The sequence below is a fragment of the Nocardia sp. NPDC058480 genome (assembly GCF_042720495.1).
In the GTDB taxonomy this organism is placed as follows: Bacteria; Actinomycetota; Actinomycetes; order Mycobacteriales; family Mycobacteriaceae; genus Nocardia.
This window is the reverse complement of sequence record NZ_JBHXMN010000013.1, coordinates 104,373-127,383: the sequence shown is the minus strand read 5'-3', so window position 1 is coordinate 127,383 and position 23,011 is coordinate 104,373. Positions and strand designations below refer to the sequence as shown.

The following is a 23,011-nucleotide window of genomic DNA, read 5'->3' as shown; positions in this document are numbered from 1 at the left end:
ATCGAGAAATGCGGTGTGGGAGCGCGGTACTGTTCGGTCATGGGTTACCCGGAGGATGTCCTCGCGCCCGACGAGCAGTTGATCCTGCACCGCCACCCGCACTGGAAAATGTTGGTGTGGCCCATCGTCACTCTCATCGCCGCGACCGCGATCGCCGGCTTCCTCGGCGGCTTGGCCTGGCGCAACACCACCGGTCACGTGCGCACGGTGCTGCTCATCCTGATCGGCCTGGTCTGGCTCGGACTGATCGCCTGGCGGGTCGTCGCGCGCGTGATCGCCTGGAAGTCGACGCATTTCATCGTCACCGGGCGGCGGGTGCTGGTGCGCCAGGGCGTGCTCACCCACACCGGCATCGATATCCCGCTCAGCCGTATCTCCAGTGTGCAGTTCCGCCACGGTCTGCTCGACCGGGCGCTCGGCACCGGCACTCTGATCATCGGTTCCTCGTCGGAGGAGCCGCTCGAATACGACGACGTGCCCCAGGTGCAGCAGGTTCATTCGCTGCTGTACCACCAGGTGTTCGAGGCGGGACGCTCCGCCAACGAGCAGCACTGGGGTGGCGGTTACCGGTGAGCTGCCCCTCCTCGCTGCTCCAGAACACTTAACCTGTGCACATGACCGCAGTACTGCTGGCCGAAGACGACGAGGCGATCGCCGCACCCCTGTCGCGCGCACTGGGGCGTGAGGGCTACACCGTCACCGTCGAACGCTTCGGCCCTGCGGTGTTGCGCCGTGCACTCGAGGGCAACCACGACCTGTTGATCCTCGATCTCGGTCTGCCCGGCATGGACGGGCTGGAGGTGTGTCGGCAGGTGCGCGCGAGCGGCGCCGATCTGGCGGTGCTGATGCTCACCGCCCGCACCGACGAGGTCGACTTCGTCGTCGGCCTCGACGCGGGTGCCGACGACTACGTCGGCAAACCGTTCCGGCTGGCCGAACTCCTCGCCCGCGTGCGAGCTCTGTTGCGGCGCAGCGGAATCGGTGACGACGCGGTGGAGGTCGGCGCGATCCGGCTCGAACCCGCGGCTCGGCGCGTGCTGGTCAACGGGGCCGAGGTGAACCTGGCCAACAAGGAGTACGAGCTGCTCAAGGTTCTCATCGACCGGGCCGGTCAGGTGGTGGCGCGCGAGACCATCCTGCGCGAGGTCTGGGGCGACGCCGACCTGCGCGGTTCCAAGACCCTCGATATGCACATGTCCTGGTTGCGCCGCAAGATCGGTGACGAGGGCCCGATGGCGGAGCGCCGGATCGTCACCGTGCGCGGTGTCGGGTTCCGGCTCAATACCGACGGACCCACCTCGCACCGGAACTGACGCCGCAGTGCGCCGTCGCATCCTGCGTTCGATCCTGACCGTGCTGACCATCACCACGGTGGTGCTCGGCGTGCCGTTGATCTACACCGCTTGGCTGTGGGTCGAGGACATCACCCGCAACGATCTGCAGAGTCGCCTGGAACGGATCTCGACGGAGGTGATCGCCCAGGAACGCGTCGACGGGACCGTCCAGGACGGCCTCGACGTGCGCGCCATGAGCGCGCTGGTCCCCGAGGGCGGCAAGCTCACGATCGTCTACCCGACCCCGCAGGACAATGCCGCGCGCACCGATATCGGGGTCGGGGAGGTCGCCGATCCGCTGGTCGAATCGCTGTCGATGGGCACGTCCGGTTCGTTGCGGCTGGAGGTGCCCGCCGGGCCGATGCATTCGAGGCAGGAGCAGGCGGTGGCCGCGGTGGCGCTGGCCGTGCTCGCCTCGCTCGGTGCGGCGTTCTCGGTCGCCGTGGTGACCGCGCGCCGGGTCGCCGATCCGCTGCGCGATGTCGCCGCGCGGGCTGCCCGGCTGGCGATGGGCGACTTCCGGCCAGATCCCCGCCGCCACGGCATCGCGGAACTGGACCGGGTCTCCGATGTGCTCGATTCGGCGACCGTCGAGATCGCGGGCCGCCTGCAACGCGAGCACGCGCTGGTGGCCGACGTTTCCCACCAGCTACGCAGCCGCCTGACCGCCGTTCGTTTGCGTCTGGACGAGTTGTCCACCCATGCCGACCCGGAGGTGGTGCACGAGGCCGAGGAGGCGATGGCGCAGGTCGACCGGCTCACCGAGGCCATCGACGACCTGGTCCGTGCCTCCCGCGACGAAGACGCCACCGACCGCGATCCGGTCCCGGTGATGGCGGAACTGCGCGGCGTCGTCACCGAGTGGACCCACCCGTTCCACGAGGCCGGACGCGAACTGCAACTGCTCGGCGACGAATCCCTACAGGCACCGATCACCGGCTCGCGGCTGCGCGAGGCCGTGGCGGTGCTGGTCGACAATGCCCTGATGCACGGCGCGGGCACCTGCACGATCTCGGTGCGCACGGTCCCGACGATGAGTTCACGGGATCCGCTGATCTGTGTGGAAGTATCCGACGAGGGCGAGGGGGTGCGCGATGAACTCGCACCGCACATCTTCGATCGTGGTTTCTCCGCGGGCGGGTCGACCGGTGTGGGTCTCGCGCTGGCCCGCGCGCTGGTGGAGGCCGACGGTGGGCGTCTCGAGCTGCAGCGTCGCCGCCCGGCCCTGTTCGCGGTGTTCCTCGGCTCCAAGCTCAACCGCCCACAGAACGCCACCCTCACCGAGCCGCGCTGAATAGCTGCTTACTCAGCTGTGGCCCACATGGCGCTGCCTTGTTCCTCGACGGCCAACGTACTCAGCTGTGGCCCCAATGGCGCTGCCTTGTTCCTCGACGGCCGACGAACTCAGCTGTGGCCCCAATGGCGCTGCCTTGTTCCTCGACGGCCGACGAACTCAGCTGTGGCCGAGGTGCTCTTGTTCTTCTTCGATCAGTTCTTCGAGCTCGGCGACGATCTCGTCCATCTCGTCGGGGAACACCCAGCGCCGCATCGCCCAGAACCGGAACGCCATCTGCAGCAGATTGCCGATCACGAAAGCGCTGACGAAATCGGCGATGTTCTCGACGAGGAAGCTCACATGGGGTTGCCGAAGATCGAGCACATAGATCGAGATCCACAGCGGGATATTGCTCAGGATCACCCCGATCCCGCTCACTCCGAAGAACAGCAGTGCCTCGTGATGCTTCTCTCGCCCGCCCCGGTTCTTGAATGACCATTCCCGGTTGAGGATGTAGGACGCGATTACCGCCACCACGCCCGAGATGATCTTGGCGGTGATCGGCTTATCCGAGAGAACCGTCCATTTCAGGAGGTAGAACAGGCCGCTGTCGATCACGAACGTCGTCGCTCCGACGATGGCGAACTTGATCAGCTCTTTATGCCTGATCGCGGTTTCGCGCAGGCGCGGGGGAAGGACGCTGACCACGTCGTCGACGATTGACACGAGTTCTGAGTGTACCGGTCGCAAACATTTGCTTTCGACATGACAACATTGCAAGACGTGAGTGCACGTTCATTCGATCCGTCAGCCATGCCCACCGTCACGATGGTCGGTGGGGGCCAGCTCGCGCGCATGACGCACCAGGCAGCGGTGGCCCTGGGCCAGCGTCTACGGGTGCTAGCCGAGCGGCCCGACGACCCGGCGGCCCAGGTCACCCCCGACGTCGTGTTCGGTAGTCACGCCGACCTGTCCGCGCTACGCAAAGCCGCCCACGGCTCGCACGCGCTGACCTTCGACCACGAGCACGTGCCGACCGAGCACCTCGAGGTGCTGGTCGCCGAGGGTGTGAACGTGGCGCCGCCGCCACAGGCGCTGATCTTCGCCCAGGACAAGCTGGCCATGCGGACGAAGCTGTCGGCGCTCGGGCTGCCGGTTCCCGCGTTCGTCGAGGTCGACGCGCCCGCGGACGCGGTGGCGTTCGGTGACGAGCACGGCTGGCCGTTCGTGCTCAAGGCCGTGCGCGGCGGTTACGACGGCCGTGGCGTCTGGATGCCCGCCGATGCCGCCGAGGCCACCGAGCTGGTCACCGACCAGCTCGCGCACGGTGTGCAGCTGCTGGCCGAGTCGAAGGTCGACTTGAAGCGTGAGCTGTCGGCGATGGTCGCGCGATCGCCGTTCGGGCAGGCCGCGACCTGGCCGGTCGTGGAGACCGTGCAGCGCAACGGCCAATGCGCCGTGGTGATCGCCCCCGCCCAGGACCTGGACGAGGACCTGGCCGCGCGCGCCGAGACCATGGCACTGGAGCTGGCCGCGGGTCTCGGTGTGGTGGGTGTCATGGCCGTGGAGCTGTTCGAGACCCACGACGGCGAACTCCTGGTGAACGAGCTCGCGATGCGCCCGCACAACTCCGGTCACTGGGGTATGGACGGTGCCCGCACCGGCCAGTTCGAGCAGCACCTGCGCGCGGTCCTGGACTACCCGCTCGGCGACACCAGCCCCCTCGCGCCGGTGACCGTGATGGCGAACATCCTCGGTGCCGCGCAAGCGCCCGAGATGTCGATGGACGAGCGCCTGCACCACCTGTTCGCCCGCCTGCCCGAGGCGAAGGTTCACCTCTACGGCAAGGGCGAACGCCCCGACCGCAAGATCGGTCACATCAACATCCTCGGCGACGACGTCACCGAGGTGCGCGAAAAGGCGGAACGGGCCGCGCACTGGATGTCGCACGCCGTCTGGACCGATGGTTGGGACCCGCACGGCGCGTGACCCCCTACAACGACAACGCTTTTCGACCGCATCAGCTCCGCGAGCCGACGGGCAGCGGCGCTCCTCGGACGCGAGGCCGAACCTGCGGCGTCAGCCGCCAACCCTAAGGAAACCCACGTGAGCACCAACGGACCCCAGGTCGGCCTGATCATGGGCAGCGACTCCGACTGGCCCACCATGGAAGCCGCCGCCGAAGCACTCGCCGAATTCGGCATCCGCTTCGAGGTCGGCGTCGTCTCCGCCCACCGCACCCCCCAGCGCATGCTCGACTACGCCCGTGACGCGGCAGGCCGCGGCCTGAAGGTGATCATCGCGGGCGCGGGCGGCGCCGCCCACCTGCCCGGCATGGTCGCCTCGGCCACCCCCCTCCCGGTCATCGGCGTCCCGGTCCCCCTCAAATACCTCGACGGCATGGACTCGCTGCTGTCGATCGTCCAAATGCCCGCAGGCGTCCCGGTCGCCACCGTCTCCATCGGCGGCGCCCGCAACGCGGGCCTGCTCGCCGCCCGCATCCTCGGCACCGCCGACGAGTCCCTGCGCACCCGCATGGAACAGTTCCAGGCCGGTTTGGAACAGATGGTCCTCGCCAAAGACGAAGCCCTGCGCAACAAACTCCTCGGCTGAGCCGGCGCACGCCCGCCGGTAGCGAACCGGCGGGCCGTTCTCCGAATTGACTGTGGTAGAGCAGGTTTCGGTAGACCTCACGGAGAAGACTCCGGTCGAGCGGGCGCTGACACGATCTTGGATATCACGACTGGCGATGACAGATTTCTGATGGTGGTCCCATGCTGACGCAGCCGAGACCTGGAGGACGCACATGGCTACCGATCTCTCGTTCTTCCGTTCCGAGTCCGCGTAGAAGCTCAGGGCGCAGGGGCGTGCGGAGGGCCGAGCCGAAGATGTGCTGATGGTCCTACGGCACAGGGGGGTCGTCGTCACTGAGGATGCGGCGGATCGGATCCGTGCGTGCCACGACGAAGTGCAGTTGGCCACGTGGCTTCGTCGATCTCTGGACGTGTCATCGATGGATGAACTGTTGGCGTAGCTCCGCGCCGGCGGCGACGTCGCGTGACGGCGCCCGTATCGCGGTGACTACGGTTGACCCCCGTGGCACACGATGATGCGGCGCAGTTTCGGCTCACGGTGGTTGATCAGGCGTTGCGGTTGTTCGCCGAGCGGGGGTATGAGGCGACGACGGTGGATGAGATCGCGGTGGCGGCGGGGATTTCGCGGCGGACGTTCTTTCGGCAGTTCCGGTCCAAAGAGGATGTGATCTTCGCTGATCACGAGTTCCAGCTGGCCTCGGCGGAGGAATTTCTGGCGGGGATCGGCGAGGGGGATCCGTGGGATGCGGTGTGTGAGGCCGTGATCGGGGTGTTCGAGCGGTTCACGCAGTGGCGTGACATCGCGGCGCGGCGGTATCAGGTGGTGCGGCGGGTGCCCGCGTTGCGTGAGCGCGAGATCGTCACGGTGTTCCGGTACGAGCGGCTGTTCACCGAGTTCCTGCGCGGCCGGTTGCCCGAGGTGCCAGACCTTGTCCGGGTGCAGTACACGGCCGCTGTCACCGCCACACACAACTACTTGCTGCGCCGAATGGTGCGCGGCGAATCGGGGGCCGCGGTGGGGGATCTGCGCACCGAACTGGCCATGATCCCGCGCGGCAGACGCGCGCAGACCGAGCCCGACGAACTGGTGCTGGCCGTGTTTCCGCGCGACATGCCGCCACGCAAGGTGGCCGATCTACTCACTGCCCGCCTCGGTAATCTGTGAGCGCCGCTCGCGCCAGTGCACGAGTTGGTGACACTGAGTGCCACCCGTATATCCGCATGTAGCGGTATAGTGCCGCGCGTATAATCCTCAGTAGATTGGCACTGCGTGCCGACGCACCACGCGCTGTAAGACCGCAGCGATCACGACCACGACCAGGAGTGTGCCCCCGATGGCTGGTAACCCCGATTTCGCACTGTTCAAGCTCGAGGACTTCCACGACGAGCTGCGCGGCGCCATCCGCGGCCTCGCGGAGAAGGAGATCGCTCCTTACGCGAAGGACGTCGACGGCAACGCCCGCTTCCCGGAGGAGGCGCTCACCGCGCTGAACGCCGCGGGCTTCAACGCCGTGCACGTGCCGGAGGCCTACGGCGGCCAGGGTGCCGACTCGGTCGCCACTTGTATCGTGATCGAGGAAGTCGCCCGCGTATGCGGCTCCTCCTCGCTGATCCCCGCCGTGAACAAGCTCGGCACCATGGGCCTGATCCTCAACGGCTCCGAAGAGCTCAAGACCAAGGTCCTCGCCGACATCGTCAACGGCGAGATGGCCTCCTACGCGCTGTCCGAGCGTGAGGCCGGTTCCGACGCCGCCGCGATGCGCACTCGCGCCAAGGCCGACGGTGACGACTGGATCCTCAACGGCTCCAAGTGCTGGATCACCAACGGCGGCAAGTCTTCCTGGTACACCGTGATGGCCGTGACCGACGCCGACAAGGGTGCCAACGGCATCTCCTCGTTCCTGGTTCACAAGGACGACGAGGGCTTTGTGGTCGGCCCGCTCGAGCACAAGCTGGGCATCAAGGGTTCGCCCACCGCCGAGCTGTACTTCGAGAACTGCCGCATCCCCGGCGACCGCATCGTCGGCGAGCCCGGCACCGGTTTCAAGACCGCGCTGCAGACCCTCGACCACACCCGCCCGACCATCGGCGCGCAGGCCGTCGGCCTGGCCCAGGGCGCGCTCGACGCCGCGATCGCCTACACCAAGGATCGCAAGCAGTTCGGCAAGACCATCGCCAGCTTCCAGAACACCGAGTTCATGCTGGCCGATATGGCCATGAAGATCGAGGCCGCGCGCCTCATGGTCTACACCTCGGCCGCCCGCGCCGAGCGTGGCGAGAAGAACCTCGGCTTCATCTCGGCCGCCGCCAAGTGCTTCGCCTCGGACGTGGCCATGGAGGTCACCACCAATGCCGTCCAGCTCTTCGGCGGCGCCGGCTACACCACCGACTTCCCGGTCGAGCGCATGATGCGCGACGCCAAGATCACCCAGATCTACGAAGGCACCAACCAGATCCAGCGCCTGGTGATGGCTCGCCAGATCCTGCGCTGATCCCCAGCGCTTCCGCGGCCCCCGACGACAACCTCGTCGGGGGCCGCGTCGTTTCGGAGGCCTTCGGGTACCGGGCGCCGGATTTCGGCCGATTCCGCGGCGTTACCTCGATCGTGGCCGCTTACCGGGGTAATGGCGACCGAAACGTAGCCGCGATTTGAACGGACAATGTATCGGGAAATGCAACCGATATCGTAGGGTTATTTATTCGTAGCTCAGCGGCGATTCGTTTCGCACCTTCCGTGCCATATACCAGGACAGGTGGGATCAATCTGAGCCGGTTGGGGCGAATGTATGTGGCCGATGTCGATCCTCCTGACTAGATAGTGGCTGTGACCTGGCCATTAGTCCGTCTATAGCAGGAGTCGGCAACATGTTGTGCAGCGCTGAAATATTGAGTGTGACGGGCTCGAACACAATTCGAGTGGTCCACTACTCGCGTGCTGAGTCCCGCCCCCGCGGGATTCTAGACCTCGTGATGTAGCGAGGTGAATTATGACCGATGTTATTTCTGGAACACGTTCTGGAATGAGTTGGCTTCCGCTGTCCAGTTCGGGGGACGGCTCGCGGTTCATGCAGGAGCTGCTGGATCGGCTCCGTGGGTGGGCGCAGGATCACCTGACGCAGCCGCTGGACATGATCGGCCGGGAGGGTCCGGTCTGTCCGTATGTCGGCCCATCGTTGCGCCGCGACCTGACCTGGGTCGGCCGGGTCGCGGGCGCACAGCCATGGAGGCCCTATGTGCGATTGGTCCTCTCGGACGCGCTGGAGCTGTTCCCGACCCTGCCGCCGGACACCGGCGGCTCCACGGTGCTGCGCTGCCTGGTGACCGCCCTGCCCGATCTGCATGACTACTCGCTGATCGACGACCTGCACGACGAGCTCAAGTCGGAGTTCGTCGAACAGGGCCTGATGCTCGGGCAGTTCTATCCCGGGTGCACCCAGCCCGGCCTGTGGAACAAGGACTACCACCCGCTCGACGCGCCGATTCCGATGCTGGTGGTGCGCACGATGATGGCCACCGACTTCCCGTTCCTGCTCTCGCGCCCGGAGTGGATGTCGGCCTACGTCAGGAAGTTCGCGCCCACCCTGCCGGCCCACGTCCGCAGCGTGGTGGTGGCCAGGCTCATCGCGAGCAACGGCGCCGAGGTGCCCGAGTATCACGTCGACGAGCCCCCGGTACCGCAAAAGGTCGGCGCTGGAAGACGACAGCGATGACCCGCGAACTGTCCACCGCGCCGGCGACCGAACCGGCAGCGGTCGAGGAGTTTCCGCTCTCGCCCGCCCAGCTCGGGATGTGGTACGCCCAGCAGCTCGATCCGACGGTGCCGCTGTATGAGGCGCAGTACATCGACATGCGCGGCCCGCTCGACATCGACACCCTCGTCACGGTGTCACAACAGGTGGGACGCGAGTTCGAGTCGGGCCTGCTGCGACTGATCGACACCGACGACGGGCCGCATCAGGTCGTGGACTGTCGGATCGACGTGACGATGTCCTACCTGGACTTCAGCGCTGCCGCCGACCCCGAGGCCGAGGCGATCCGGTGGATGCGCGCCGATGTCGTGGCGCCGATCGATCTGCTCGGCGACCGGTTGGGGGTGTCGGTGCTGATCCGGATCGGACCGCAGCGGGTGCTGTGGTACTCGCGTGCGCACCACATCGTGGTCGACGGCTTCGCCTCCGCGACAGCGCTGTACCGGGTGGCCGAGCTCTACAACGCCGCACTGGCCGGGCAGGATCCGCCGCCGTGCCGGGCCGGGAGCCTGCGCACGGTCCACGACGCGGAGCTGCGCTACCGCGACAGCACGCGCTTCGCCACCGACGCCGAATACTGGGCGCAGAAGATCGCGGACATGCCGCAGCGGTGCAGTCTGGTCGACGCCGCCGCACCCGCGCACGCGCTCGGCCGCCAGCACCGCGCGGAGCTGCCGGCGGCGACGAAGGCACGCCTGGACGCGGCCGCCGCGCGCTTCGACGTCGGGACGCCGGGGCTGGCGATGGCGGCACTGGCGGTGTACTACGCGCAGGCGACCGGCACCGAGGACATCGTGCTGAGCCTGCCGGTGTCGGGCCGCACCACCGCGGTGCTGCGCAGATCCGGCGGCATGCTGGCCAACGTGGTGCCCTTGCGGCTGCCGGTCCGCGCCGACAGCACCGTCGCCGACCTGGTCGACGCGATCCGGGTGGAAGTCTCGGGTGCGCTGCGGCATCAGCAGTTCCGGCACGAGGAGATCCGCCACGGCGGGGCCGACGGTGATTCGGCAGGCGGGCGTGGCTTCGTCGGTCCGGTGGTCAACATCATGCTGTTCCCGACCGAGGTCGACTTCACCGGCGTCGAGACGAGCCTGCACGTGCTCACCTCGGGACCGATCGAGGACCTGTTCGTCAACTTCTATCAGCACGGCGCGAGCAGTCCCATCCACGTGGACTTCACCGCGAACCCGGACCTCTACGACTCGCAGACCCTGGCCCGGCATCACCGGCGGTTCCTCGCGCTGCTCGAGGCGATGATCGACGCCGACCCGGACACCGCGGTGCGTGCGCTCGAATACTTTCTTCCGGATGAACTGCCGCTGCGCGCGGGTCTGCGCGGTGCGTCTGCTCCCGCGCCGCGACTGCTCGCGGACGTGCTCGATGCGGGCATGCGGGCCGCGGGTCACGCGGCGACGGCGGTGGTGTCCGGTGAGCGCGAACTCACCTACGGTGCGCTGGAACAGGTTTCGGACCGGCTGGCACGTCGGCTGGTCGCGGCGGGGGCGGGTCCGGAGTCCGCGGTGCTCGTCGCGTTGCCGCGGTCGGTGGAGTCGGTGGTGGCGTTCTGGGGCGTCGTCCGAGCGGGTGCGGCGTACGTGCCCGTCGGTGTGTCGAACCCGGCCGAGCGACTGGCGGTGATGGCGGCGGAATGCGGTGCGCTGCTGGGTATCACGACGGCGAGCAGGCGGCATGAGCTGCCCGACTCGGTGTCCTGGATCGTGCTGGACGACCTCGGCGAAGACGACGTCGGGGTGCCGCTGCCGCGCCCACGGATCGACAATCCCGCCTACATCGTCTTCACCTCCGGCTCCACCGGCACTCCCAAGGGCGTCGTGGTGACACACGCGGGGATCGCCACGCTGGCCTCGGCAGTGCGCGACGCCTACGGTGCGGATCACCAGTCGCGCGTATTGCACTGTCTCAACCCGAGTTTCGATGCTTCCCTGCTCGAGCTGCTGGTCGCCTCCACCGCGGGCGCGACGCTGGTGATCGCCGACGCCGACGCCGTGGCGGGCGCGGGCCTGGCCACGGTGATCCGCGAGTCGTCGATCACCCACCTGTGTTCGACGCCCGCCGTGCTGACGACGCTGCCGCCCGGCGCTCTCGACGGCGTGCGCGCGGTGTCCACCGGTGGCGAGGCATGCCCGCCGGAGGTGGTGGCGCGCTTCGGTTCTGGTCGCGCCCTGGTGAATTCGTACGGTCCGTCGGAAACCACCGTGGCGGCCACGTTCACCGCACCGCTGGTATCCGGTCGCTGTGCGGGCATCGGATCGCCCGTACCCGGCGTGACTCTGCATGTCCTCGACCACCGGTTGCGGCCGGTGCCCGTCGGAACGCACGGGGAGCTGTACATCGCGGGCACCGGTCTCGCTCGCGGATACGCGGGCCGACCCGGCGCCACCGCGCAGCGGTTGGTCGCCGATCCGTTCGGCGCTCCGGGAAGTCGCCTGTATCGCACGGGCGACCTGGTCCGCTGGCGTTCGGACGAGCAGAGCGGACCCGATGGTGCCCCAGTTCCCTTCGCCGAGAAAGGGATTCGGATCGGGGATCCAGATCGGCGGTATCAAGGCAATGGCGGCGAGGTGATAGACCGGGCCGTGTCCGCACCGGCAAGCGCCGATGACACCACGGTGCCGTTCGTCCTGGAGTACTTGGGCCGCAGCGACTTCCAGGTGAAGCTGCGTGGAATACGGGTGGAGCCAGGCGAAGTCGATGCGGTGCTGGCCAGCTGTCCCGGTGTGGAATTCGCGGTGACGGTGGTGCGGACCGGACCATCGGGCCGTGCCATGCTCGCCTCGTATGTGGTGCCAACGCACGAGGCGGGCCGGCTCGACGGCACGGCGCTTCGGGAGTTCTGTCTGCACCGATTGCCCGCGCACCTGGTGCCCGGTGCCGTCACGGTGCTGGACGCGTTGCCCCTGACCGGTAACGGCAAGGTCGACCGGCAGGCATTGCCCGAGCCCGACACCACATCGACGACGACGCCGCGCGCGGGCGCGTCCGCGGTGGAGCAGGCCCTGTGCGCGCTGTTCGCCGAGGCGCTCGGCGTGCCGGAGGTAGGAGCCGACGCGTCGTTCTTCGCGCTCGGCGGCGACTCGATCCTGTCGATCCAGCTCGTGGCCAGAGGGCGGGACGCCGATCTGGTCTTCTCGGCGCGGGATGTGTTCGAGCATCCGACCCCGGCCGGGCTGGCCGGGGTCGTCGGGGCACCGGGCGAGCGGCCGGTCCTGCGTGAAATGCCGGGCGGCGGTGTGGGTCCGGTGCCACGGACACCGATCGTGGACTGGCTCCTGACCCAGCCCGGCTGGCAGCGGTTCGCCCAGACGATGGTGCTGGCGCTGCCGGACACCGTCGAGCGTGGGTGGCTGCTGCACACGCTGCAAGCGATCATCGATCACCACGACATGCTGCGCGTGCGGGTCGTCGACAGTGGGCGGCTCGAGGTCGCCTCGCCCGCGACGATCGACGCGGCCACGGTTGTCGACCATGTGCTGTGCGCGGAGATCGATTCCGCCACAGCCGAGTCGCCGACGGTCAGCGACCATGCCTCGTGCGAGCGGATCGGTTCCGCTTCGTCCGAGTCGTTGGCGACAGCCAGTGACCATGCCTCGTGTGCGTCAATCGATTACGCAACAATCGAGCGGGCGACAGCGGCGGCGGTGGAGCGGCTCGACCCCGCAGCGGGAGTGGTACTCGCCGCAACCTGGCTCGACCCCGGCGGACCCGGCGGACGACTCGTGCTCGCCGTGCACCACCTCGCGATCGACGCGGTGTCCTGGCGCATCCTGGTCGCCGATCTGATGCTCGCCTGGGCCGCGGTGACCGAGGGCGCCGCCCCGCAGTTGCCACCGGTCGGCACCTCCATGCGTACCTGGGCGCACGCGCTCGACGCCGCCGCGAGCACCGCGGAATGGACCGAGGAACTGGACTACTGGCACCGCGTGCTCGACACCACGGAGCCGCGGCTCGGCGATCGCCCACTCGACCCGGCCCGCGATATCGGCGCGGCAGTCGACCGCATCGAGATCCGGATTCCGGCCGAGACCAGTTCCCAGCTGGTCGGATTCCTGCCGACCGCGCTGCGCTGCGGCGTCGAGGAGGCGCTGCTCGCCGCCCTGGTATCGGCACTGACCGAGCACCGCGATGCGCCGGGACCCGCGCTGCTCATGCTGGAGCGGCACGGCCGCGACGAGACGGCCGTCCCCGGCGCCGACCTCTCGCGCACCGTCGGCTGGTTCACCAGTCAGTTCCCGATCGCGCTCGACCTCGGCACCGACCCCGATCCGGTGAATATGGTCGCCGCGGTGAAGGAGCAGCTGCGCGCGGTGCCGCACGGTGGGTTCGGCTTCGGCCTGTTGCGTCACCTGAGCGCCGACTCGGCTTCGGTGCGGGAACAGTTGGACCGCCTGCGGTCCGCGGGCACGCCACAGGTCGGATTCAACTATCTGGGCCAGATCTCGGGCACCGACGCAGGCATTCCGTGGCTGCCGGTCGGCGTGGCGGACCGGCTCGGCGGGGCGGGCGATGCCGAGCTGCCCGCGTCGGCGGTGATCGCCATCGACGCGGTGACCATGGACGAGCCCGACGGACCCGTGGTGCTCGCCGTCTGGCGGTTCCCGTCCGACGTGATCAGTCGGCCAGAAGTGGAACAGATTGTTCGGCACTGGGTTTCGATGGTGACCGCGATCGCGGATGCTGTCGCTGAGCCGGGTGCCGGTGGCCTGACGCCGTCGGATATCGCGCTGGTGCCGGTCACCGGTTCCCAACTGGCCGACTGGCAGCGCCGCTATCCCGGCATCGAGGACGTCTGGCCGTTGGCGCCGTTGCAGCAGGGTCTGCTCTTCCACACTCAGCTCACCGCAGGGCACACCGACAAGTACGCGGTGCAGGCCGTCTTCGAACTGGACGGCGAGGTGGATCTCGCTCGCCTCGAATCAGCTGCCACGGCACTTGTGCGCAGGCATCCCGCGCTGCGCACGGCCTTCGTGACCACCGCGGACACAGCGGCTCAGCTGGTACTCGCCGAGGTCGCTGTGCCGTGGCAGGTGCTCGAGGCGGGCCCGGCCGACTGTGCCGAGATCGCCGCGCGCGAGCTCGCCCGCCCGTTCGACCCGGAAACCCCGCCGCTGCTGCGCTTGCTGTGCGTGCGGTGCGGGCCGCGCGATGTCCGCCTGATCGTCACCAATCACCATCTGGTGCTCGACGGCTGGTCGATGCCGTTGCTGCTCGGCGAGCTGCTCGCGCTGTACGAAACCGAGGACGGCGGGCTCGGCGAGCCGGTGTCCTATCTGCGGTACCTGGAATGGCTCGACCGTCAGGACGCGGCCGCCGCGCGCGTGGCCTGGTCCGAAGCGCTGGCCGGGCTGGCCGGTCCTACCCTGATCACGGCGGTCCGCCCGCCGCTCGGTCACGACGGTGAACCCGGCGAGCTGCGTCGAGAGGTGCCGCTGACACCGGACACCGTCGCCACGCTCACCCGCCATCGCACCGAACGCGGCGTCACCATGAACACGGTCGTGCAGACCGCGTGGGCGCTGCTGCTGGCCGAGCTGACCGGGCACACCGACGTCGTCTTCGGCACCACCGTGTCCGGTCGCCCGCCGGACCTTGCCGGGGCCGAGCGGATCGTCGGCATGCTGGTCAACACGGTCCCGGTGCGGATCGGGCTGGTCCCGGACGAGCCGGTGGGCGAGCTGCTGGCCAGGGTGCAGCGGGAACAGGGCGTCCTTGTCGACCGGAATATCCTGGGGCTCAACGAGATACAGGCGATCGCCGGGCTCGGCCCCTTGTTCGACACCAGCATGGTCTTCGAGTCGTATCCGATGGACGTCGAGGCATTGCGGGCGGCCTCCGAGCAGGCGAGTCTGCGGATCCGCGACTTCCGCGGCCGCGACGGCACCCACTATCCGCTGTGTCTGGCCGCGGAGGCGCGTGACGGACTTCGGCTCCACCTCACCTGCTCGGACCGGTTCTTCGACGCGGCCGAGGCCACCGTGCTGGCGAATCGGCTGGCCCGGATCGTCGCCCGGCTCGCGGATCCGGCGCTGCCCGCGGCGGCGGTGCGTGGGGTCGACGGCGCCGAGATCGTCCGGATCGGGCCGGTGCCGATGCGTCTGCTGCCCGAGCTGCTGACCGTCGGAATACAGCCTGGCGGGACCGCCGTCGTCGGGGAGAATGCGGAGCTCGGGTACACCGAGCTCGACGAGCAGTCGAATCGGTTGGCGCGCACGCTGATCGCCGCGGGCGGTGGCCCCGAGGGCGCCGTGCTGATCGCGGTGCCGCGCTCGCCGGAATGGCTGCTCGCCACGTGGGCGATCGCCAAGTCCGGGGCGGCGTTCGTCCCCGTGGATATCGACCACCCGGCCGAGCGGATCGCTACCGTCGCCCACGATTGCGGTGCCCGCCTCGGTATTACGCTCGCGGCTTACCGGAAGGCGTTGCCCGACACGGTGTCCTGGGTCGTGATCGACGACGAGTCGACGGCCACCCGTATCGCGGCCCGCCCCGAAGGGCCGGTGATCGATGCCGAACGGGTTCGTTCGCTACATGCGGCACATCCCGCCTATCTGATCTATACCTCCGGATCGACCGGCGTCCCCAAGGGGGTGATGGTGACCCATGCCGGGCTCAGCGGACTGGTCGACGGCGTCTCCGCGCGCCTGCGCCCCGGCCCCGGCGATCGCCTCCTGCTGTGCATGAATCCCGCCTTCGACGCCTCGATTCTGGTGTGGCTGACCGGCTGCCACACCGGAGCCACGCTCGTGGTCGCGCCGCCACCGGCCATCGCGGGCGAACCACTCGCCGAGGTCATCGCCACCCACGCGGTGACCCACCTCATCGCACCGCCTGCGGTCCTCACCACACTGCCCACCGCCGCCGTCGCCCGAGTGCGCACGATCATCACCGGTGGCGAACCCTGCCCGCCCGAGCTGGTCGCGCGGCTCGGTCAGGGGCGGACGATCCTCAATTCCTACGGTCCCGCCGAGTCGACCGTCGCGGTGACGGTGAGTGCTCCGCTGACCACGGACGACGCGTCCGATCTCGGTGCGCCACTGCCCGGTTGCGGCCTCGCGGTCTTGGATCGGTGGCTGCGGCCCGTACCGCCCGGCGCGGTAGGCGAGCTGTATCTGATGGGCCCCGGCCTGGCCCGGGGGTACGTGGGTGCGGTCGCGCGCACCGCCGAACGCTTCGTGGCCGACCCGTTCGGCGCGCCCGGCGACCGGATGTACCGCACCGGCGACCTGGTGCGCCTGGCATCGACGAACCGGCTGAGTTACCTGGGGCGCAACGACTCCCAGGTCAAGCTGCACGGAATCCGGGTGGAGCCGGGCGAAGTGGACGCGGCGATGCTCGCGGCTCCCGGTGTCGCACTCGCCGTCACCGTGCCGCGGCGGGGACCGAAGGGGGAGCAGACACTGGCGTCGTATGTCGCCCCGGTCGCCGGCGTGGAGCTGACCCCGACCGCGCTGCGCGAGTTCCTGGTACGGCGACTGCCCCGGCACCTGGTGCCCGCCACGGTCACGGTGCTGGACGCGCTGCCGGTTACCGCCAGCGGCAAGGTCGACGTGCGCGCGCTACCCGAACCTCGGTACACGGCCGCGCCCTACGTCGCGCCGGTCGGCACCGAGCGGCTGGTGGCGCAGGCATACACGGCGGTGCTCGAACATCCCGAGGTCGGCGCCGACGACGACTTCTTCACCCTCGGCGGCGACTCGCTGTCGGCGACGCGGGTGGCTGCCCGGCTCGGCGCCGAACTGGGCGTCGAGGTGCCCGTGCGGCTGCTGTTCGAAGCGCCGACCGTGCGCGGCCTCGCTGCCCGGCTCGGTAGCGACACCGTGCGCCTCGCCGGTGCGCTCGGCGGTCCGCGCGCGGGGGCGCGTCCCGAACGGATTCCACTCGCGCCCGCCCAGCGGCGCATGTGGTTCGTCAACCAATACGACCCGTCCTCCGGCGCCTACAACATTCCGGTCGTCTTGCGACTGACGGGACAGCTCGACCTCGCCGCGTTGCGGGCGGCGCTGATCGATGTGGTCGGCCGCCACGAGGCACTGCGCACGATGTACCCCGATCACGACGGAATCGGCTATCAGGTCGTCGTCGAGCCCACCGAACTCGACGGTCACGTCGAAGCGGTCGGTATCACCACCGACGACCTGAGCGCTGCTGTACTCGCTTGCGTCACGGATGGTTTCGATGTCGCCGCCGCGGTCCCGATGCGGGTGCGACTGTTCCGGCTCGGCCCCGAGGAGCACGTGCTCGCCATGGTGGTGCACCACATCAGCGCGGACGGCTTCTCGATGGGAACGCTGGCGCGCGATGTGATGGTCGCCTACACCGCCCGCACCACCGGCGCCGCACCCCAGTGGCCCGCACCCGCTGTGCAGTTCGCGGATTACACACTCTGGCAACAGGATCGGCTCGGCAACGCCGACGACCCCGATTCGCTGGCGGCCAGGCAGCTGGCGTACTGGACTGAAACCCTTGCCGGACTGCCGGATCGGCTCGAACTACCCGCTGACCGACCCCGGCCCGCTGTCGCGTCACTGCGTGCGGGCACTGTCGTGCGCACGCTGGAGCCCGACCTGCGGACCGCTCTGGAACACCTGGCCGCGCAACGTCAGTGCACGTTGTTCATGGTGCTGCACAGCGCGCTCGCCGTGCTGTTCGCCCGGCTCGGCGGGACCGCCGACGTCGCCATCGGCACCCCCGTGGCCGGGCGCGGTGTCGCCGAACTCGACGACGTCGTCGGCATGTTCGTCAACACCGCAGTACTGCGCACCGAAGTTCCTGCCGCGCTACCGTTCGCCGACCTGCTCGACCGCGTGCGCAGCACCGATCTGGATGCGTTCGCGCACGCCGAAGTCCCCTTCGAGCAACTCGTCGACCTGCTCGAACCCGCCCGTTCGGCGGCGCGACACCCGCTGATCCAGGCCATGCTGGTGTTCGGGAACCTCGGCCACACCGAGATCTCACTGCCCGGACTCCGCGTCGAAGCGGTGGACCTGGACCAGCAGAGCCTGCGATTCGACCTGAGCGTCACGGTCGATCACGACGCCGCAGACGGTCTGTCGGTTCGATTCGGTTACGCCACCGACCTTTTCGACGCAAGTACCACGGCGAGCTTCGCCGACCGCTGGCTCGGTCTGCTGCGCGCCGTGGTGGCGAATCCCGATGTGCCGGTGGGCGATATCGACCTGCTCGACGCGCACGAACACGGAGAGCTGCCAGGCAAGGCATCACCCGTCGTCGCCGCACCCGCCGTGCTACCTGATCTACTCACCACCGCCGTCATTGAGAACCCGGACGGCGTCGCCATCATCGACGGCCCGACCAGGCTCACCTACCGCGAGCTCGACGAACGCTCGAACCGCTTGGCCCGGAACCTGATCCAGGCTGGAGCGGGCCCCGAGAAGTTCGTCATCATCGCCGTACGCCGCAGCGCCGAGTCCGTCCTCGCGGTCTGGTCGGTAGCCAAGACCGGCGCCGCGTTCGTCCCCGTCGACCCCGCCTATCCCACCGAACGCATCGCCCAGATCATCGCCGACTCCGGCGCGTCCCTCGGCATCACCACGACAGACACCGAATCGATCCGCCCCTGGATCGACACCCCGCGCACCGGTGTCGCGCTGACGGATGTCGAGCCTGCGAACGCTGGGTCTGCGGATGCCGAGCAAGCCGATGCAAGGCCTGCGGATGCGATTCCGGATCCTGGGCGTGCCGATGGCTTGATGGACGATGCTGTGCGAGTCGGTGGCGCGAACCCGGACTTCCGGCGTGTGCGCTGGTTGCCGCTGGACGATCCGGCCTCCGCTCTGGACTCCGCCACCTCGGACGCGCCCATCGACCCCGGCGAACGCCACGCGACACCGCAATTCGCGCACCCGGCGTATGTCATCTTCACGTCCGGGTCGACCGGCCGCCCCAAGGGTGTGTTCGTCACGCACGCGGGTCTGGCGAACCTGGTTGCCGCACAACGGGAACGGCTGGGCACCACGAGCGAATCGCGGGTATTGCACGTCGCCTCACCGAGCTTCGATGCCGCGGTGCTGGAACTGTTGCTGGCCGCGGGCGCCGCCGCCACGCTGGTGGTCGCGGGGCCGACCGCGTACGGCGGCCCGGAGCTGGGCGAGCTGCTGGCCCGCGAACGGGTCACCCACATCGCGCTCACCCCCTCGGCGCTGGCCTCGGTGGATATCGTGGCCCACGAGCACCTGCGTGCGATCATCACCGGCGGTGAGCCTTGCCCGCCGGAACTGGTGCAGCGGTGGGCGGCGCCGGATCGCGTGCACTACAACGACTATGGCCCGACCGAAGCCACCATCTGGGCCACCGGTGCGGGACCACTGGTTCCCGGCGACGAGATCACCATCGGTACAGCGGTTCCCGGCGTGGCCGCGCTGGTTCTCGACGAGCGCCTCCACCCGATTCCGGACGGCGTCGCGGGCGAGCTGTATCTGGCCGGACCGGCACTCGCCCGCGGCTACCACGGCCGCCCCGACCTCACCGTCGCGCGCTTCGTCGCCGACCCGTATGGCACACGAGGCGAGCGGATGTATCGCACCGGCGATCTCGTGCGCAGGCGCGCTCATGGCCTCGAGTATCTCGGCCGCTCCGATCTGCAGGTGAAGCTGCGCGGACTGCGGATCGAACCGGGCGAGATCGAAGCGGCGCTCACCGCCGACCCGGCGGTGCACCAAGCCGTGGTCACCGTGCACACCGACGCCGCACTCGGCGAACTGCTCGTCGCCTACCTGGTGCCGGAGCACTCGGCACAGTTCGACCTCGACGCGGTGAAAGACGCTCTGGCGCTGCGCCTTCCGTCCTACATGGTGCCATCGGCGATCGTCGTCCTCGACGCCTTGCCACGCACCGATAACGGCAAACTCGACCGCCGCGCGCTGCCGGCGCCCGACCTCAGGTCCGGTCGGTTCCGCGCACCCGTCACCGACACCGAGCGGGCAGTGGCCGACACTTTCGCCGACCTCCTCGGCGTCCCCGAGATCGGGCTGGACGACAACTTCTTCGCACTGGGCGGCAACTCCCTGATCGCCACCCGGATCGCGGCGCGACTGGGCGCTGCCCTCGACGCCCGCATCCCGGTGCGCGTGGTCTTCGACTCCCCGACCGTGGCCGAACTCGCCGCCGCCGTGCGCACCGCGGCCACCGCACCCGGCCCGCGGCCCGGCCCCCGGCCCCGCCCCGAACGGATCCCGCTCTCGGCGGCGCAGCGGCGGATGTGGTTCCTCAATCGGTACGACCCCACCTCCCCAGCCCACAATGTGCCGATCGCGCTGGCGGTCGAGGGCGACCTCGACCTGGCGGCGCTCCAGGTCGCGCTGATGGATGTGGTGGCCCGCCACGAATCGCTGCGCACGGTCTACCCGATCGACGCCGAAGGCGAGCCGTATCAAGATGTGCGTGCCGTCGCCGCCGCGTATGTGCCGATTCGGGTCGCCACCGTCGAGCCGGAACAGGTCAGGGACGAGGTCGCCGCCGAGATCACGCGGGGCTTCGACCTGACCACCGAACTTCCACTGCGCGTGCGGCTGTTCAGGATCGATGACGACCGGTCGGTGCTGGCGGTGACGCTGCACCACATCGCCTCCGACGGGTGGTCGCTGGCGCCACTGACCCGCGACATCCTGGTGGCGTACGCGGCCAGGCGGGCAGCCATCACGCCCACGTGGACGCCACTTCCGCTGCAATACCCCGATTACGCGCTGTGGCAGCACGAATTGCTCGGCGCCGAAGACGATCCCGGCAGTGTGTCGCACCAGCAGTTGGAGTACTGGCGCACCGCTCTCGACGGGCTGCCCGAGGACTCGGCACTGCCCAGCGACCATCCGCGGCCCCCCGGTGCGCACCCATCGCGCGGGGCTGGTCGAATTCGACATCGACGCCGCGATCCAGCTGCGGCTGCGAGAGCTGGCCCGCTGGCACGGTGTCAGCGTGTTCATGGTTGCCCACGCGGCGCTGGCGGTACTGCTGGCCAGGCTGTCCGGCACCACCGACGTGGCGATCGGCTCGGTCATCGCCGGCCGCGGCGACGGCGAACTCGACGACCTCGTCGGCATGTTCGTCAACACGCTGGTGCTGCGCAGCCACGTCAACCCCGAGGCCACTTTCGACACGCTGCTCGCCGCGACGAAGGACGGCGATCTCGACGCGTTCGGCAACGCCGACGTGCCCTTCGAACGGCTCGTCGAGGTGCTGGCGCCGACTCGATCTGCTTCGCGCCACCCGCTGTTCCAGGTGCTGCTCGTCTTCCAGAACTTCGAGCGGGAGCAGTTGGAGCTGCCCGGCTTGCGGGTCAGCCCGCTCGAGATGCCGCCCGTGGGCGCGAAATTCGATCTCGAATGGCTGCTGGCCGAGAAGTTCGGCCCCGATGGCGCGCCCGCGGGCATGTCAGGGATGCTCACCTTCGCCCTCGATCTGTTCGAGGCGCCCACCGCGCGGACGCTGGCGCACCGCTTCGTCGACGTGCTCGACGCGCTCACCGCCGACCCGAGCCGTGTGCTCGGCGAGGTCGATGTCACCGCGCCGCCGGGAACCGTCCGACATCCGGTCGTGCGCGCACCCGCACATCGCGTCGACCTGCCCTATCGGCCGCCGGTGACGCCCGTCGAGGCGGCCGTCGTCGCCGCGTTCGAGTCCGTTCTCGACGTCGAGCGAGTCGGCCTGGACGACAACTTCTTCGAACTCGGCGGCACCTCCATGATCGCCATCCGGCTGGTCTCCCAGATCCGTGACCGGCTCGATGTCGCGATGCCGGTGCAGTGGATGTTCGGCGACCCGACGCCCGGCGCGCTCGCCGCGCACATCGCCGGGACCGGCGACACGGTCGACCCGGCCCTGCGAACCCTGTTGCCGTTGCGCGCGGGCGGCAGCGGTCCCGCGTTGTTCTGCGTGCACCCGGCGATCGGGGTGGCCTGGTGCTACACGGGTCTGGTCGCCCACCTCGACCCCGACCTCCCGGTTTACGGTCTCCAGTCGCCCGGAATCGCGGCCGACCGACCCGACCGGCCGCTGCGGGAACGGGTCGCCCAGTACGCCGACGAGATCCAGACGACCCAGCCCGACGGACCGTATCGGCTGCTCGGCTACTCCGCGGGCGGGCCGATCGCACACGCCGTCGCTGTCGAACTCCAGCGCCGCGGCGCCCGAGTCGACGCGCTGACCATTCTCGACGGCCGCGCCGATGTCGACCCAGCCGGTGCCGCCGAGTTGCCGCCGCCGGAGGTGCTGCTCGCCGAGTTCGGCGGCCTCGACCCGGCGATGCTCGACGGCGACCGACCGCAGGCCGAACAGGCCGCTGAACTTCTGCGCGCCGGCGCCTTCGCCGACGCTCCCGATCGAATCGTGCCGCCAGCGTCGTCGGCCGATTCCGCGGCGGTTCGGGATACCGCCGCACCGCTGCCTGGCGCCGACAACGACGTCGGCGCCGGTAGCCGAGCCAGCGGGCTCCTCGGCGCGATCACCGCGACCGATCTGCGACGGCTCTACGCCGACTACCAGCAGATAGTGCGCGAGGCCGCCGAGTACGAACCCGGGATGTTCGACGGTGATCTGCTGTTCTTCAGCAGCACCAGCGCCCGTCCCGGGTACGAGCCCAACGCCGATACCTGGCGCCCCTACGTCAGCGGCGAGATCATCGACAACCAGACCGGCCACGAGCACAACCGGCTCACCGGCCCCGACGCCCTCGCCGTGATCGGCCCGATTCTGGCCGGATACCTACGCGACTAGGCGGATCTGGATCAGGCCACCAGGTCGGCGTATTCGCGGTGTTCGGCGATGTACTTCTCGACATACCAGCAGGTCGGGACGATCTTGAAGCCGTGCTCGCGGGAATCGTCGAGGCCGTACTTCACGACCTCCGCCGCGACCCCACGGCCACGGAACTCCGGAAATGTCATGGTGTGGTGGAAGTCGCGGACCTTGGCGTCCTCACGTTCGGCGTAGTCGGCGTATCCCGCGAGGATGTCGTCGTGGTAGATCTCGAAACGGGTGTCGGCGACGTTGTGCTCGAGCCTGGTGGTCATACCGGATGCTAACCCC

Annotated in this window: 11 protein-coding genes and 2 pseudogenes; 11 read left to right on the top strand and 2 right to left on the bottom strand. The window is 69.0% G+C overall.

What is annotated here, in order from left to right:
- The first annotated feature begins 39 nt into the window (after nucleotides 1-39).
- The 3 genes from ACFWO8_RS25870 to ACFWO8_RS25860 are packed head-to-tail and all read left to right on the top strand — an operon-like array spanning nucleotide 40 to nucleotide 2,628.
- Nucleotides 40-573 (top strand): PH domain-containing protein, encoded by a 534-nt coding sequence (locus tag ACFWO8_RS25870; RefSeq protein WP_378963708.1) that lies wholly within the window; start codon nucleotides 40-42, stop codon nucleotides 571-573.
- Between the two features lie 41 nt (nucleotides 574-614).
- Entirely contained in the window at nucleotides 615-1,313 is a 699-nt protein-coding gene (locus ACFWO8_RS25865) for a response regulator transcription factor (protein WP_378963707.1), read from the top strand.
- 7 nt (nucleotides 1,314-1,320) lie between these two features.
- Nucleotides 1,321-2,628, top strand: a complete 1,308-nt coding sequence (locus ACFWO8_RS25860) for a sensor histidine kinase (RefSeq protein ID WP_378963706.1) — start codon at nucleotides 1,321-1,323, stop codon at nucleotides 2,626-2,628.
- A gap of 159 nt (nucleotides 2,629-2,787) precedes the next feature.
- Here the strand turns inward: ACFWO8_RS25860 and ACFWO8_RS25855 are convergent, their stop codons facing one another.
- On the bottom strand, nucleotides 2,788-3,336 hold the full coding sequence (locus tag ACFWO8_RS25855) for a GtrA family protein (protein WP_378963705.1): 549 nt from the start codon (nucleotides 3,334-3,336) through the stop codon (nucleotides 2,788-2,790).
- Nucleotides 3,337-3,375: 39 nt separating this feature from the next.
- Here ACFWO8_RS25855 and ACFWO8_RS25850 point away from each other — a divergent pair, with 39 nt between their 5' ends.
- The 8 genes and pseudogenes from ACFWO8_RS25850 (at nucleotide 3,376) to ACFWO8_RS25815 (ending at nucleotide 22,699) form a co-directional block, all read left to right on the top strand.
- A complete protein-coding gene (locus ACFWO8_RS25850; protein WP_378963704.1) occupies nucleotides 3,376-4,599 on the top strand; it encodes a 5-(carboxyamino)imidazole ribonucleotide synthase in 1,224 nt (407 codons plus the stop codon).
- Nucleotides 4,600-4,716: 117 nt separating this feature from the next.
- Entirely contained in the window at nucleotides 4,717-5,223 is a 507-nt protein-coding gene (gene purE, locus ACFWO8_RS25845) for a 5-(carboxyamino)imidazole ribonucleotide mutase (protein WP_378963703.1), read from the top strand.
- Between the two features lie 483 nt (nucleotides 5,224-5,706).
- On the top strand, nucleotides 5,707-6,369 hold the full coding sequence (locus ACFWO8_RS25840; RefSeq protein ID WP_378963702.1) for a TetR family transcriptional regulator: 663 nt from the start codon (nucleotides 5,707-5,709) through the stop codon (nucleotides 6,367-6,369).
- Between the two features lie 169 nt (nucleotides 6,370-6,538).
- A complete protein-coding gene (locus ACFWO8_RS25835; protein ID WP_378963701.1) occupies nucleotides 6,539-7,696 on the top strand; it encodes an acyl-CoA dehydrogenase family protein in 1,158 nt (385 codons plus the stop codon).
- 528 nt (nucleotides 7,697-8,224) lie between these two features.
- Nucleotides 8,225-8,914, top strand: a complete 690-nt coding sequence (locus ACFWO8_RS25830) for a DUF6875 domain-containing protein (RefSeq protein ID WP_378963700.1) — start codon at nucleotides 8,225-8,227, stop codon at nucleotides 8,912-8,914.
- Nucleotides 8,911-20,799, top strand: a pseudogene (locus tag ACFWO8_RS25825) (amino acid adenylation domain-containing protein); the annotation flags it as partial. The gene ACFWO8_RS25830 and the pseudogene ACFWO8_RS25825, both read left to right, overlap by 4 nt.
- Nucleotides 20,717-21,430: pseudogene (locus ACFWO8_RS25820) on the top strand (condensation domain-containing protein); the annotation flags it as partial. The pseudogenes ACFWO8_RS25825 and ACFWO8_RS25820, both read left to right, overlap by 83 nt.
- 135 nt (nucleotides 21,431-21,565) lie before the next feature.
- A complete protein-coding gene (locus ACFWO8_RS25815; protein WP_378963760.1) occupies nucleotides 21,566-22,699 on the top strand; it encodes a thioesterase domain-containing protein in 1,134 nt (377 codons plus the stop codon).
- An 11-nt stretch (nucleotides 22,700-22,710) separates the two neighbouring features.
- Here the strand turns inward: ACFWO8_RS25815 and ACFWO8_RS25810 are convergent, their stop codons facing one another.
- Nucleotides 22,711-22,995: a GNAT family N-acetyltransferase gene (locus tag ACFWO8_RS25810; protein ID WP_378963699.1), complete on the bottom strand. Its 285-nt coding sequence runs from the start codon at nucleotides 22,993-22,995 to the stop codon at nucleotides 22,711-22,713.
- Between the last annotated feature and the right edge of the window lie 16 nt (nucleotides 22,996-23,011).

Coding starts and splice junctions, on each gene's coding strand:
- ACFWO8_RS25850 (WP_378963704.1), top strand. CDS start 3,376: ATGACAACATTGCAAGACGTGAGTGCACGTTCATTCGATCCGTCAGCC.
- ACFWO8_RS25870 (WP_378963708.1), top strand. CDS start 40: ATGGGTTACCCGGAGGATGTCCTCGCGCCCGACGAGCAGTTGATCCTG.
- ACFWO8_RS25810 (WP_378963699.1), bottom strand. CDS start 22,995: ATGACCACCAGGCTCGAGCACAACGTCGCCGACACCCGTTTCGAGATC.
- ACFWO8_RS25865 (WP_378963707.1), top strand. CDS start 615: ATGACCGCAGTACTGCTGGCCGAAGACGACGAGGCGATCGCCGCACCC.
- ACFWO8_RS25830 (WP_378963700.1), top strand. CDS start 8,225: ATGAGTTGGCTTCCGCTGTCCAGTTCGGGGGACGGCTCGCGGTTCATG.
- ACFWO8_RS25835 (WP_378963701.1), top strand. CDS start 6,539: ATGGCTGGTAACCCCGATTTCGCACTGTTCAAGCTCGAGGACTTCCAC.